The organism is Paenibacillus bovis (assembly GCF_001421015.2).
Taxonomy (GTDB): Bacteria; Bacillota; Bacilli; order Paenibacillales; family Paenibacillaceae; genus Saccharibacillus; species Saccharibacillus bovis.
In genome coordinates this window covers 2684072-2698829 of the sequence record NZ_CP013023.1, presented here as the reverse complement: position 1 = coordinate 2698829, position 14758 = coordinate 2684072, and the positions used below count along the sequence as shown (strand labels likewise).

Genomic DNA, 14758 nt, shown 5'->3' with positions numbered 1-14758 from the left:
TTATATGTTAAAATCGAATCTTCAATGTACATAGGCCTTCGTTATTACAAAATTAGTGCTCCGGGGAAATTGCACGAAACTATTTATGAAATTGCCGCGTCTATATACATAGGATAACCAGACGAGGGAAGGCCTATCCAAATTCACAAAAAAAGGAGTTAGATGAACAAACATGAAACTTAACAAAAAGCCCGTTATTATTGCCACCGTGTCTGCTCTTGCTATTTCCGGAAGCATTTTTGCCAATAGCACTTATGCTTCGCAGGCTACACAACAGCTGAAGGCTGCCTATAACAATATCAAGGTTATGTACAACAGCAAGGAAGTAGCGATTGATCCAGCTTACGAACCATTTATGGTCAATGGAACTACATACATCCCGCTGCGGATGATGGGAGACGCCTTTGACAAAAAAGTAACCTGGGACAATACCAACAAAATTGTAGGCGTCACAGATAATACTCCGGCTATTCCTCAGACGACTGTAGATGCCCTGAATACACAAATTCAGAGCCTGCAAACCCAGCTGACGACTGCCAATTCCCAAATCACTGCCAAAGATGCATCCATTACCGATTTGAACAACCAGATCGCTACGCTCAAAAAAGAAAACGAAAAATTGAATGACGAAATCGATGATAAGGGTGGTTCCAGCAGCACAACGATGACCCGCCTGGAAAAAGACCTAAATAGCGAATATGGCGATTACAAAGGTACAGGCGCTGATATCGACCTGAGCGGTAGTTCCAGCAAAGTTAAAGTTACGATTACAGTGAATGAAAATTCCTGGAACGATACGTCCACTTCTAATCGCAATAAGCTTCTACAGGGTATTGCTGATGATATTAGAGACAACAGATCTTATGATAGAGCAGATATTACAGGAAGTGTAATAAACAAAAACTCCAAAACACTGATTACGTTCAAAACGAACAGCAGCGGTACAGTAGTACTCGGATCTACTGTCAATATCACCGATCTGCAAAAGCAGCTGAATGACAACTTTGGCACTTATCAAGGTATCAAGCTAAGCATTGAGATCTCCAATGACGATGACGAGTCCGTTGTTTTCCGTGTTTATGTAAATAAATCGGATTGGAACTCTCTTTCTTCCTATCAGACACGCAATCTACTGAATAGCATTGCCAGCGATATCGACAAAGCTTATGGTAATCTGGGTTTTGATATCTACGGCTTTGTATATGACAGCTCCAACCGCAGTTCTGTTATTCAAAGATACGAGTAAGATTCATAATAATAACAGGCTGTAGAGTTATTAAATGAACCGATCCACTGCAATCCCCTCTTCTATCATTGAGAAGAGGGGATTTTTATGTTGTACAGCTCTTATAAGTAGGCTGCTCTAACTGTATTAAATCAGTTTGATGCATTATCTATTTAATCCAATATATGAGACACTCAATAATAAAAAGCCGCCTGCCCATGAATAATTGTGGACAGGCGGCTTTTTATTAGTCTTCATTACTTCTGCTATATTTCATTGGTGTAATTAGCTTCCGGTATTAATCTGATGGTACTGTTCTGGTGAAATCAGCACTTCGCGTGGTTTGCTTCCTTCATACGGGCCGACTACACCATGTGCTTCCAGCGAATCGATTAGACGGGCCGCACGAGTATAACCAACACGCATCCGGCGCTGCAGCAGCGATACAGAAGCCTGCTTGGCCTCAATTACAATCTGCATCGCCTGGTCATAAAGTTCATCCTTCTGTTCATCCATTGCAGCAGCAGTATCGTCAATTTCCGGAACGATATCATCATTATACTGGGCTTCACCCTGACTGCGGCAGTATTCCACGATCGTCTCGACTTCCTGATCCGACATGAACGCTCCCTGTACACGTACCGGCTTGGAAGAACCTACCGGCATAAAGAGCATATCTCCGCGACCAAGCAGTTTCTCCGCTCCGCCCATATCCAGAATCGTCCGGGAGTCAATCTGTGAAGAAACTCCAAAAGCAATCCGGGACGGAATATTGGCCTTGATTACCCCTGTAATAACATCTACCGAAGGACGCTGGGTAGCGATGATCAGATGAATACCTGCTGCTCGGGCCATCTGAGCCAGACGGGCAATCGCATCTTCTACATCGCCTGCCGCTACCATCATCAAATCCGCAAGCTCATCGACAATAACAACGATATACGGAAGAATGGCATCCGGATTATCTTTCATCAGATTGTTATAGCCTTCCATATTACGCGTGCCCGATTTGGAAAATAGATCGTACCGTTTTTCCATTTCCACTACGATTTTTTTCAAAGCCAGTGAGGCACGGCGTGGATCGGTAACTACCGGCGCCAGCAGATGTGGAATACCGTTGTAGATATTCAGCTCGACCATTTTGGGATCGACCATCAGGAACTTCACTTCATCCGGCTTGGCTTTGTAAAGAATGCTCGTGATAATACCGTTAATACATACCGATTTACCTGATCCTGTCGCTCCAGCTACCAGTAGATGGGGCATTTTAGCCAGATTACCGACAATCGTCTGTCCAGCGATATCCCGTCCAAAAGCAATCGACAGTTTGGCTTCGGATTCCTTGAAAATCTGGGTCTCCATGACTTCACGCATGGTGACCATGGAGACTTCGCTATTCGGCACTTCAATACCAATAGCGGATTTGCCCGGAATTGGCGCTTCCATACGGATATCCTTGGCTGCCAGAGCCAGTGCAATATCATCTGTCAGACCTACAATCCGGCTTACCTTGACGCCTACATCCGGTTGAATCTCATAACGTGTAACCGCAGGTCCACGGACAACTTCCAGCACTTTTGCCCTTACGCCAAAGCTCTCCAGTGTAGTCTCCAACTTGCGAGCGATCACCATATAATCATTCTGATCACTGGCACTGGCAATATTTTTGGGCATAGCAAGCAGCTGGAATGGCGGCAATTTATAAGGTTTCGGTGGTGGCGGTGCAGGAACAGGTATTACTTCTTGTGCTTCCGAATCCCTATTTTCCACGGTACCATTTTCTGTTTGTTCCTTAGCTTCAGCCATGAGTCCTTCAGCGGTACCCTGATCATTCAAATCTGTCCCGGAAGCTACCCTGCTGTTCGGAAAACTGGCTGCTCCCATATCTGCTGACAGTGCAGCCGAATCCGGCAAGGCTGCAGAATGATCAAGACTATAATCTGGATTGAATTCGCTTGATGAAGACAGAGATTCTGTCCCATGATCTTCCGGCTGATCTCCAGAACGCTCGGAACGAATTTGCTCAAAGAAGTCCCTGATAATCAGCGGCTTCTCCAGCTCGGGAGAAGCGGATTCCAATTCGGGCTCTGTCTGCACATTATCCCACAAATCCTCTTCATCCTGTACAGAAGTAGCCTGTCGTGCTTCTTTTATTGGGGAGGCTGTTGCTGTCTTATCCCTGCGTTCAGCCGTAGTATATGCCTTAATGGTTTCTTTTAGATGATCAGGTACATTTCCATAGACCGATTCATCGGTTTCGACAGGTTCGGATTCAGGAGTTGGTTTGCGTCCCCAGGTGAATAATCCTTTTCTTTTCGCAGAATGACCTTCATCCTCTTCATATTCTTCTTCCGTTTCATCATATACATCCAGCTCTGCTTCTTCTGCAGCCAGCTCGCGTTCACGTCGCTGTTCGGCAAGGGCTTCACGAGAAGCGTTCCATTGCGATTGTACAGCTGTTCCTGCTTTGGCTCCGTACATACGGATTCGTTCCAGCAAATCGACCACAGACAGCTGTGTAATCAACATGAGGCTGATTACCAGCATAACCCCTGCGATTAATTTGGTACCAATCACGCCAAACAGCATCATGAACAGCCACATTTGCACTGCACCAATATATCCTCCAGCCGCCTGTCTGGCAGGCAGCGAGATCAGCTGATCGGCCGGAACATAAATAAGTACACTCCACAGTGTCAATGTACATACCAGCATAACCAGACCACTCCAGCGACTGTTCCATCCTTGTGCCCAGCGCTGTCGCAGCATGGTCATTAATCCAATATAGGCTCCTGCGAGAGGAAGTACAAAGTACATTTTGCCCAGAATAAATGACGTTATGTAATAAAGAAAATGTCCAACAGCAGCCTGCCGGGATAAAGCGATAACCGATATGGTAATCAGAATAATTCCGTAAATTTCATATTTTAACAGGCTCAATGCTGGAGCCTTGGATTTACGTTTACGGCTGGTTGTTTTGCGCCTTGTCGTCTGCGTAGCTTTTGTTGTTTTGCGCGCAGTGGATGGCGGCGATTTGCGAGTTGATTTTTGTGTTGTTTTGGGTTTGTCGGCCGTTTTGGTCTTAGCCACCTGTCACCACCTCCAATGCATTATTATATCATACTCTGTCCGGTATAGGTCTTCTTCGTACCGGTATATTTACTGCCTGATTTATGTGAAATGGTACTCTGATTTTATTCACTGCGATCCTGTCGAAGCTATAAAAGGTACTTTTGGACATGACAAAACCCCTGTCCTCGCATGGGACCGTCCAATATACCATGCGAGGAGCAGGGGCGACTGGTTGCCTCTTACTCGTTATGCTTATTTAACATGCGATTAAACTTCCATGATGATTGGCAGAATCATAGGTCTACGGCGCGTTTGCTCATACAGGAAGCGGCCCAGTGCGTCTTTAACGCTAGTTTTCAGGGAAGCCCACTCATTTACATTCTCACTCATCAGACGCTGTAAGGTGCTGGTTACGATGCGGTTGGCTTCATCCAGCAATCCTTCGGATTCACGTACATATACAAATCCGCGGGAGATGATATCCGGACCGGATACGATCTGGCCGTTCTGCTTGCTCAGTGTAACTACAACGACCAGGATACCATCCTGGGACAGCAGTTTACGGTCACGCAGTACGATGTTACCTACATCACCTACGCCCAGACCATCGATCAGTACGTTACCGGAAGTGACTTTACCGGCTTTGCGTGCAGAGCCGCCGTGGATTTCCACTACATCACCAATATCTACGATAAAGATGTTGTTAGGATCTACGCCAACGGATTCTCCGAGCAGAGCATGTCTGCGCTGCATACGGTATTCACCGTGGATCGGCAGGAAGAATTTTGGTTTCATCAGGTTAAGCATCAATTTGAGCTCTTCCTGGGAACCGTGACCGGATACGTGAACACCCGGGTTAGCGCCACTGTAGAATACATTGGCTCCCAGACGGAACAGTTCATCGATCGTACGGCCGATATATTTTTCATTACCCGGTACTGGTGTAGCCGCGATAATAACGGTGTCTCCAGGCAGGATATCTACTTTGCGATGTGTGGAGCGGGCCATACGTGTCAGCGCTGACATCGGCTCGCCCTGACTGCCAGTGGACAGGATAACTACACGGTCCGCTGCCATTTTATTTACTTCTTCTGGCTCAATCAGCATTCCGTCCGGAATCTCCAGATAACCCAGATCTTCGGCGATGCCTACCACGTTAACCATACTGCGTCCGATAACGGTAACTTTACGGCCTGTAGCTGCTGCTGCATTGATAACCTGCTGAATCCGGTGTACGTTGGATGCAAATGTTGCTACAACGACACGCTGTGAAGCTTTGCGGAAGATATCTTCCATGACAATACCTACGTTTTTCTCGGAAGGAGTATATCCTGGTCTGTCAGCATTGGTACTGTCTGACAGAAGAGCCAGAACGCCTTTGCTTCCGATTTCAGCCATACGCTGCAGATTAGCGAACTCATCATTAACCGGAGTATGGTCAAATTTGAAGTCACCTGTGTGTACAACGTTCCCTTCCGGGGTAGCCAGGCAGATACCTACCGAATCCGGGATACTGTGATTGGTACGGAAGAACGTCGCGGTCAGGGTGCTGCCCAGCTTCACTTCCGAATCTTCGTTAATCAGAATCCGTTTGGTTTCGCCAAGAAGGTTAGCTTCTTTCAGCTTGTTTTCTACCAGACCGATTGTCAATTTGGTACCGTATACAGGTACGTTCAGATGTTTCAGTACATATGGCAGTCCGCCAATATGATCTTCGTGACCGTGTGTTAAAAGGATTCCGCGAACTTTGTCACGGTTCTCTGTCAGATACGAGATATCCGGAATAACGATATCAATACCCAGCATATCTTCTTCAGGGAATTTGAGTCCGGAGTCTATGACAACAATATCATTTCCATACTGGACGACATACATGTTTTTACCAATTTCACCGACGCCGCCCAGCGCAAAGATCGTCAGTTTTTCGTTGTTTGTTTTTTTGGACAATGTAATCTATACCTCCTATGAATGTTGGACGTCGTTTTAATATTTATAAACAAAAAATACTACACTTATACATATGTTAATTGGCAAAACTAACCGAAAATGTTGGTTATGACAATATAAACTGGCTATTCAGCCAATTGAATATGCAAGAAACCAGCATCCGAAAGTTTCATTTTCTTGCATGGTTTGCCGATTTTACCGAACGCTCTGCCTGACAAAGAATTCTATCAGCAAACTCTATTACTTTATACCGCACCCAGTCACTTGAGAATATTATACATGATTAAAAAACAAAAACACAAGTCATGTTTATTGGATGTGATTACAGCGTATGTAAAACCCTTTTACAGCAAGGAATTTTCATGTTCTTGAGCGCACGCTTCCTGATGTCTCAGAAGAGTCTATACAAATTCTATCCGTTTATAAGTATAAAAATAGCCGCCTGTTTCCAGACGGCCATAGCAGGTACATCGATCCTCCGGCAGACAGTGCCAACCATGGATTCGTACCTTTTTATTATTGTAAATTGGTTACTGCGAATTATAGCAATGCATCAATAAATGCACGTTCGGCAGCGGACGGCGCCAGCAAAGGCAGACGTACATTGCCATTCCCGTATCCTCTGCGGGACATCGCATATTTCACCGCAGCAGGATTCGGCAGCGGATCCGGACAAGCGAACAGACCCTGGAAAAGAGGCAGCAGCTTTTGATTCATGCGCGCAGCGTGTTGATAGTCTCCCTGCAGATGTGCCTGGATCATTCCAGCCATCTCGTCACCGGCCACATGGCTGGCTACGCTGATTACACCGTAAGCACCGACCGCAATTGCAGCAAAGCATGTCGCATCATCACCGGAATATACTCTGAAACCTTCTGGAGCATGCCCGGCAATATGAGTAACCTGCTCAATCGAAGCACATTCCTTGGTTCCTACAATATTATCGATTTCTGCCAGCTTCAGCGTGGTAGCTGCCGATAGACTAACTACACTTCGCCCTGGCACATTATAAAGGATAATCGGCAATTCTGTCGCTTCCGCGATTGCTTTGAAATGGGCATACATCCCTGCCTGACTCGGCTTGTTGTAATAAGGTACGACAAGCAGTGCACCATCCACACCAAGCTTGGCTGCCTGCTGTGTCAACTGAATCGAGTGTTTGGTATTGTTGCTACCGGTGCCCGCGATGATCTTGCAGCGACCTGCTGCATGCTTGACCGCAAAATCAAACATTTGCAGCTTTTCTTCCTCGCTGAGTGTTGGTGATTCACCAGTTGTTCCACATACGATGAGCGATTCCGACTTTTGTTCATCAATCAAATAATCGATCAAACGGCCTGTTGCTTCCCAGTCGATCTCATCCTGATCATTAAATGGAGTGATCATTGCCGTCATTAATCTTCCAAAGTCTACCACTGTACTTCCTCCTTCAATAGAGCGCCGGAGCCCATCAGACATGCAGCTGGAACTGATTATGCAGGGCTCTTACTGCCTGCACCATATCTTCCTTTTTCACCAAAACCCAGATGGTGGTATTGGAGTCTGCTGATTGCAGGATCGATATGTTTTGTTCGCTTAATGCTGCTACAATCCGGGCCATAATACCGGGTACTCCGTTAATCCCGCCTCCGACAACAGATACTTTGGCACAGCCGGACAGAATAGACGGACGAAGATTCATCTCTTCCAGTACAGCCTCCGCACGCTGTGCTTCATTGTCAAATACGGTATATACTGCCCCATAAGGGGTCACATTGATAAAGTCTACGCTGATTTTGTTCTCGGCCATTGCCTGAAATACTTTGAGCTGCAGTTGATCAATACCCTCCTGCTGGCCTACAGTAATCTGCGTCACATTATTTACATAGGTGATTCCGGTTACGAAACGATCCACTACACCACCCGGTGAATCAACAAACTGTTCCGGCTGGGTAACCAGCGTACCTTCTCCTTCTGCAAAGGTAGAACGTACACGTACAGGCACCTGTGCCTGCATCGCGATTTCCACAGCACGCGGGTGAATGACTTTGGCTCCTTGATGAGCCATATTGCAGATCTCCGTATAACTTACATAGGTAAGCGGCTTGGCATCTTCTACAATACGCGGATCAGCGGTCAAAATACCGTTTACGTCTGTATAAATATCTACCATATCGGCATGCAGGGCTGCACCAAGCGCTGTCGCAGAAGTATCACTGCCGCCGCGTCCGAGGGTAGTCATATCGCCCAGTTCACTCTGTCCCTGAAAACCGGTTACAATAACCACTTTACCGGCTTCCAGTTCACGCAGCACTCGTTCCGGACGTACAGCCAGAATACGGGCATTGCCAAAATTATCATCTGTAATAAAGCCTGCCTGGGCTCCTGTAAGAGCGACAGCAGGTATACCTTCGCTGGACAGCATTCCGCTCAGGGTAACCGCAGATATGATTTCCCCGCAGCCCATCAGCAGATCGCGTTCTCTGGCTGACGGAATACTGCCGTTCAGCACCGTACTCTCCAGCAGAGTGTCTGTTGCATAGGGATCACCACTTCGTCCCATAGCAGATACCACGACGACAAGCTTGACCTGGCGGGCAAGCTCGCGTCTGATATGCCGCAGCACATGCTCTCTCGCCTCAGGTGTAGAGAGCGATGTGCCGCCAAATTTTTGTACCAGTATATTTTGTTTTTGCATTAAAGTTGCCATAATGACAATATGCCTCCGTTAGCTGCTGACTGCCGCTGTTTTTGCTGCAATGATCTCGGCGATTTGTACAGCATTCCATGCTGCGCCTTTGAGAAGGTTATCGGATACAATCCACATGTTCAGACCGCGTGAATCTCCCAGATCGCGGCGCAGGCGACCGACAAACACATCGTTTTTGCCCGCGGCATCGGTAGCCAGCGGATAAGCCTGACTGGATGGATCGTCCACTAAAGTAACGCCTGGCGCATTCTGGAGCAGCTGCTTCACTTCGTCCAGATCAAAGTCTTGTTTAAGCTCTACGTAAACGGATTCGGAATGACCATATACCACAGGAATACGCACACAGGTGGTTGTTACTTTGATCGATTCGTCTTCCATGATTTTTTTGGTTTCACGTACCATCTTCATTTCTTCCAATGTATAGCCGTTGTCCTGAAATTTATCAATTTGCGGGATAGCGTTAAAAGCAATCTGGTGTTTAACCGGCAATGAGCCAACCGGCAGAATATCCGGCTCTACTGTCTCATTATCCAGTACGGATTTGCTTTGACGCTTCAATTCTTCAATAGCCTGGCTACCTGCTCCAGATACGGCCTGGTAAGTCGACGCGATAATGCGTTCAATGCCATAGCGATCATAAAGCGGCTTCAGTGCAGCTACCATTTGAATAGTAGAACAGTTCGGATTGGCGATAATTCCCTTGTGGTCGGCGATACGATCCGCATTGACTTCCGGTACGATCAGAGGCGTATCCGGGTCCATGCGATAGGCATTGGTATTATCGATACATACTGCACCATGACGTACAGCATGCGGAGCCAGTGCCTTGCTGATGTCTCCGCCTGCACTGAACAGGGCGATATCCACACCTGCAAAGCTGTCAGGGGTAGCTTCTTCCACTGTCACTTCCTGGCCTTTAAAAGTAACCTTTTTACCGGCAGAACGTGCGGAAGACAACAGCTTCAGTGTCTTCACCGGGAAATCCCGCTCTTCAAGCAATCTTACGATTTGTTGTCCTACTGCTCCTGTCGCACCAACGACAGCCACATTAAAGAATTGATTAGACATCTAGCATCTCTCTCCCCTTTGGTATTCCAGGGTCTATGTACAACAAGACTTGATCAAAGACACAAGCGGCGGCCTTTGACAGACCACCGCAGACCCTGGCCGGCTTGCACCGGAATATAATTTCAGTATCCTGCAATAATTGTAGAAATGATATCATTCCCTGTTATATCTTTCAACTGTTTCGCAAAAATGAATTTAATACAATAAAGTACTACTTCGTTCCTGTATGTCCGAAACCGCCTGCTCCGCGCACTGTCTCCGACAATTCTTCTACCTGGATCAGATCCGTATCAGGCACCGTCTGGAATACCATCTGGGCAATTCGCTCTCCACGATTGATCACAAATGGATCCTGCCCCAGATTGATCAGCAGCACCTTGATCTCTCCGCGATAGTCCGCATCGATCGTGCCGGGTGTATTCAGGCAGGTAATGCCATGTTTGAACGCCAGTCCGCTGCGCGGGCGAATCTGCGCTTCCAGTCCTGCCGGCATTGCCAGTGCGATTCCGGTAGGTACCAGAGCACGGCTACCCGGTTCCAGAGTCATCGGTTCTGTAACCGAGGCATACAGATCATAACCGGAAGCAAGTTCCGACATTCTCCGTGGAAGTTCCAGCCCTTCGCTTCCAGGAAGGGTTTTGATTTCTACTTTAATGGACAAGTTCATCTCTCCTTACATGTGCAATGCTTTTATCCGATCCGCCAACCATGGCCAGAGCATAAGGTTCGGCGAACATATCGTCAATGACTGAACGGATATCTTCCATCGTCACTTCTTCGATATAGCGGATTGTCTCATCTACCGTATTATGCTGACGCAGCATAATTTCGTTTTTGCCGAGACGGTTCATAATACTGCTCGTACTTTCCAGACTTAGAATCAGGCTGCCTTTGAGCTGCTGTTTGCCCTGCTCCAGTTCTTCAGCCGTAAGACCATTTTGCTTGAGATCGTGCAGAAGCGCGTGCGTGAGTTCAAATACATCTCCGGTCTGCTTCGGTGCTGTACCCGCATAAATAGTAAACAGTCCGCTATCTGCATGAGCTGTATAATAGGAATATACCGAGTAAGCCAGTCCGCGCTTTTCGCGAATTTCCTGGAACAGTCTGGAACTCATTCCTCCACCCAGTGCATTATTGAGCAGCACCATGGCGTAATATCTTGGATCATCTATTTTACCACCCGGAAAGTTCATACAGATATGATTTTGCTCCGTTTTTTTCTTCCGGAAAATAACCTCTCCTTTAAATACAGGAGCTGTCACAATCTGTTCTGGTCCATGTACATCGAAATGACCAAAATACTGTTCCAGCAGCGAAACGACACTGTCGTCGATATTGCCGGCAATACTGATAACTGTATTCTCGATGGTATAGCGATCTTTCATAAACAGACGAAGTTGTTCCGGACCCATCGGCTTGAGACGTTCCTCTGTACCGAGAATCGGGTAAGCCAGAGGATGTTTGCCATAGGAAGCCATAGTCACCAGATCGTGTACCAGATCATCCGGGTCATCCTCATACATGGAGATTTCCTCCAGAATAACGTTTTTTTCTTTGGCCAGTTCATCGGGGTCCAGCAGAGAATGGAAAAACATATCGGATAAAATATCCAGTGCAATCTCCAGATGCTCATCCAATACCTTGGCATAAAAACAAGTATATTCCTTGCTGGTAAAGGCATTTACATTACCGCCAATACCATCGAAAATTTCGGCAATCCGTTTGGCGTCATAACGCTTGGTGCCTTTGAACAACATATGTTCAATAAAATGCGAAATTCCGTTTGTCACCAGACTCTCATTGCGTGATCCGGTTTTGATCCAGATCCCGAATGTGACAGAACGGAAAGTAGGCATTTTTTCCATAACTATTCGAAGACCATTATTCAGTTGTACCCGTTCCATAGGCGGACCTCCCGTTTCATAAATGCATTCCTATCCTAACAGAATATGAGTATTGACTCAACACGAAGGAATGAAAAAAAGAGACAGAAAAATTTCTGACTCTTTTGGTTGATGCTATGAAGATGCGATGTGTATAAAAATGGATCAGGAATTCGCTTTTTCGGATGTTTCTGCTGTCAGCAATACTTTGCGGGACAGATTCACACGGCCCTGGTTATCGATTTCCGTAACTTTAACGGTAATCATATCTCCAATAGCAATAACGTCTTCCACTTTGGCTACACGCTCTGTAGAGAGCTGTGAAATGTGTACCAGACCATCTTTACCCGGCAGGATTTCGACGAATGCGCCAAACTTCTCGATCCGTTTTACTTTACCCAGGTACGTCTCGCCTACTTTCACTTCACGAACCAGATTTTCGATCATCGTTTGTGCTTTCTGGATCATTTCTTCGTCGGACGAACCGATAAAGACGCGACCATCCTGCTCGATATCAATTTTTACGCCAGTTTCATCGATGATTTTGTTGATAATTTTACCACCGGGTCCAATAACGTCACGGATTTTATCCGGATTGATATTGATAATAACGATTTTCGGAGCATATGCAGACAGGCTTGTTCTTGGCTTGTCCATGATTTCGTTCATTTTGCCGAGGATATGCAGTCGTCCTTCACGTGCCTGGGACAATGCTTCGGACAAAATCGCACGGTCGATACCGTTGATTTTGATATCCATCTGAATAGCAGTAACGCCTTCAGCTGTACCGGCTACTTTGAAGTCCATATCGCCGAGGTGATCTTCCATACCTTGAATATCGCTCAGAATAGATACATGATCCTGATCTTTGATCAGACCCATTGCAATACCCGCTACTGGAGCTTTAATCGGTACACCCGCATCCATCATCGCCAGCGTGCTGGCACAGATACTTGCCTGGGAAGTGGAACCGTTGGATTCCAGAACTTCGGATACGACACGAATCGTATACGGGAATTCTTTTTCGGAAGGAATAACTTTGGACAATGCGCGTTCACCCAGTGCACCGTGACCGATTTCGCGGCGGCCTGGCGGACGCAGTGGACGTGCTTCCCCTACGCTGAATGGCGGGAAATTGTAATGATGCATAAAGCGTTTGGATTCTTCCGGTGTAATACCATCCAGAATCTGTACATCACCCAGAGCGCCGAGCGTACAAATGCTCAGTACCTGTGTTTGTCCACGTGTAAACAGACCAGAACCGTGTGTTCTAGGCAGCATTTTTACATCACATTCGATCGGACGGATCTCTTCCAGACGACGTCCATCAGGACGCACTTTGTCATGAGTGATCAGACGACGTACTTCTTCCTTGACGATATCATGAAGAACTTCCTTCACATCATCCATCAGATCCGGAGTCTCGGCATACAGCTCTTCAAAATGAGCTACCGCTTCGTCGTTCACTACATCAATTGCTTCCTGACGTGCCTGTTTTTCGGCAATTTTCAGCGCATCAACCAGACGTGCAGATGCATATTCACGAACAGCTGTATTGACATTGCTGTCTACAGTGTGGAGTTTTACAGCCATTTTCGGTTTACCGGCAACTTTCACCAGTTCTTCGATTGTAGCAATGATATTCTGGATTTCACTGTGACCAAACATGATCGCTTCCAGCATGATATCTTCCGGCAGCTCGTTCGCTTCCGCTTCTACCATCATGATTGCGTCTTTGGTACCGGCTACGACCAGATACATTTCGCTAACTTCCTGCTGCGCCAGTGTAGGGTTAACGACGAATTCGCCATCTACACGACCTACAGCTACGCCACCAATCGGTCCGTCAAACGGAACATCCGAAATGCTGAGTGCTGCGGAAGTACCGATCATTGCAGCGATCTGAGGCTCGCAATCCTGCTCTACGCTCATTACGTAGTTGGCTACCTGTACATCATTACGGAAGCCTTCCGGGAACAATGGACGAATCGGACGGTCCGTCAGACGGCTTGCCAGAATAGCTTTCTCGCTCGGTCTGCCTTCACGCTTGATAAATCCGCCTGGAATTTTACCTACAGCGTACAATTTTTCCTCGTAGTTGACTGTTAACGGGAAAAAGTCCAGATCTTTGGGTTCAGAGGAGGCTGTTACTGTACAAAGTACCGCTGTGTCACCATAGCGTACCATTACGGCTGCGTTAGCCTGTTTAGCCAAACGGCCGGTTTCCAGTATCAGAGTTCTGCCTCCGAGCTGCATTTCAACTCGCTGTTCCATGAAATTCCTCCTTTTTAGGTCATCATCACTATTCTATAATCAAATCCCAATTCCCTGCCGGAAATGATAATCCATAACTTCAAAAATATGTGTACTTACAAAAAGCAACCCGGCCGTTGCCGTTGGCTCCGAAAAGACCATACGGCTGAACAACCAGGCTGCTTTGGAATTGCTTTAATTTTAGCGACGCAGGCCGAGTCTTTCGATCAGCGCACTGTAACGTCTAACATCGGTTTTCTTGAGGTAAGCCAGAAGCTTACGACGTTGACCTACCATTTTCAGAAGACCACGACGGGAATGATGATCCTTTTTGTGGCTGCGGAAATGATCCTGCAGGTTTACGATGTTTTCAGTCAGGATAGCGACTTGTACCTCTGGAGATCCTGTATCGGACTCGTGAGTTCTGTACTCCTCGATCAGCTGTTGTTTACGTTCTTGAGTTAATGCCATCCTATTCACCTCCTTAGAATTTTCATAATAATCGCCATTAGCCTCGTTATCGGCGGTGAGACTCGAGTAACCAAGCTAAGGTTATATTGACTGTTTACTTGAAACAGCAACGTTAATCAGTATAGCACAACCTGATCGGGAATATCAATG

The 14758-nt window shown here is 46.6% G+C and carries 10 protein-coding genes; 1 reads left to right on the top strand and 9 read right to left on the bottom strand.

All coding sequences use genetic code 11. From position 1 onward, the window contains the following. The first annotated feature begins 172 nt into the window (after positions 1-172). Entirely contained in the window at positions 173-1246 is a 1074-nt protein-coding gene (locus tag AR543_RS11605) for a stalk domain-containing protein (protein ID WP_060534545.1), read from the top strand. Between the two features lie 264 nt (positions 1247-1510). On the opposite strand, the gene AR543_RS11600 is transcribed toward AR543_RS11605, so the two are convergent. The 9 genes from AR543_RS11600 to rpsO form a co-directional block, all read right to left on the bottom strand. Further along, entirely contained in the window at positions 1511-4315 is a 2805-nt protein-coding gene (locus AR543_RS11600; RefSeq protein ID WP_418304195.1) for an FtsK/SpoIIIE family DNA translocase, read from the bottom strand. A 249-nt stretch (positions 4316-4564) separates the two neighbouring features. Beyond that, positions 4565-6244: a ribonuclease J gene (locus AR543_RS11595; RefSeq protein ID WP_017813733.1), complete on the bottom strand. Its 1680-nt coding sequence runs from the start codon at positions 6242-6244 to the stop codon at positions 4565-4567. Positions 6245-6784: 540 nt separating this feature from the next. Next, positions 6785-7660 carry a 4-hydroxy-tetrahydrodipicolinate synthase gene (gene dapA, locus AR543_RS11590; protein WP_174703739.1) on the bottom strand — a complete coding sequence of 292 codons (876 nt, stop codon included), beginning with the start codon at positions 7658-7660 and terminating at the stop codon, positions 6785-6787. A gap of 34 nt (positions 7661-7694) precedes the next feature. Then, the gene (gene dapG / locus AR543_RS11585; protein ID WP_082472208.1) at positions 7695-8933 is read right to left on the bottom strand and encodes an aspartate kinase; all 1239 of its coding nucleotides are present in this window, start codon (positions 8931-8933) and stop codon (positions 7695-7697) included. An 18-nt stretch (positions 8934-8951) separates the two neighbouring features. Then, complete coding sequence (locus AR543_RS11580) at positions 8952-10001, bottom strand: aspartate-semialdehyde dehydrogenase (RefSeq protein ID WP_060534542.1); 1050 nt, start codon at positions 9999-10001, stop codon at positions 8952-8954. A gap of 211 nt (positions 10002-10212) precedes the next feature. Beyond that, positions 10213-10668, bottom strand: a complete 456-nt coding sequence (dut, locus tag AR543_RS11575; RefSeq protein ID WP_060534539.1) for a dUTP diphosphatase — start codon at positions 10666-10668, stop codon at positions 10213-10215. After that, on the bottom strand, positions 10652-11905 hold the full coding sequence (locus AR543_RS11570) for a M16 family metallopeptidase (RefSeq protein WP_060534537.1): 1254 nt from the start codon (positions 11903-11905) through the stop codon (positions 10652-10654). Before AR543_RS11570 ends, dut begins: the two co-directional genes overlap by 17 nt. 144 nt (positions 11906-12049) lie before the next feature. Further along, positions 12050-14158 (bottom strand): polyribonucleotide nucleotidyltransferase, encoded by a 2109-nt coding sequence (pnp, locus tag AR543_RS11565; RefSeq protein WP_060534535.1) that lies wholly within the window; start codon positions 14156-14158, stop codon positions 12050-12052. Positions 14159-14338: 180 nt separating this feature from the next. Beyond that, entirely contained in the window at positions 14339-14608 is a 270-nt protein-coding gene (gene rpsO, locus AR543_RS11560; protein WP_017813726.1) for a 30S ribosomal protein S15, read from the bottom strand. Positions 14609-14758 lie beyond the last annotated feature (150 nt).

Bases quoted from the DNA above. Each gene is read 5' to 3' on its own strand.
- AR543_RS11570 (WP_060534537.1), bottom strand. From the start codon at position 11,905: ATGGAACGGGTACAACTGAATAATGGTCTTCGAATAGTTATGGAAAAA.
- rpsO (WP_017813726.1), bottom strand. From the start codon at position 14,608: ATGGCATTAACTCAAGAACGTAAACAACAGCTGATCGAGGAGTACAGA.
- AR543_RS11605 (WP_060534545.1), top strand. From the start codon at position 173: ATGAAACTTAACAAAAAGCCCGTTATTATTGCCACCGTGTCTGCTCTT.
- pnp (WP_060534535.1), bottom strand. From the start codon at position 14,158: ATGGAACAGCGAGTTGAAATGCAGCTCGGAGGCAGAACTCTGATACTG.
- dapG (WP_082472208.1), bottom strand. From the start codon at position 8,933: ATGGCAACTTTAATGCAAAAACAAAATATACTGGTACAAAAATTTGGC.
- dut (WP_060534539.1), bottom strand. From the start codon at position 10,668: ATGAACTTGTCCATTAAAGTAGAAATCAAAACCCTTCCTGGAAGCGAA.
- AR543_RS11580 (WP_060534542.1), bottom strand. From the start codon at position 10,001: ATGTCTAATCAATTCTTTAATGTGGCTGTCGTTGGTGCGACAGGAGCA.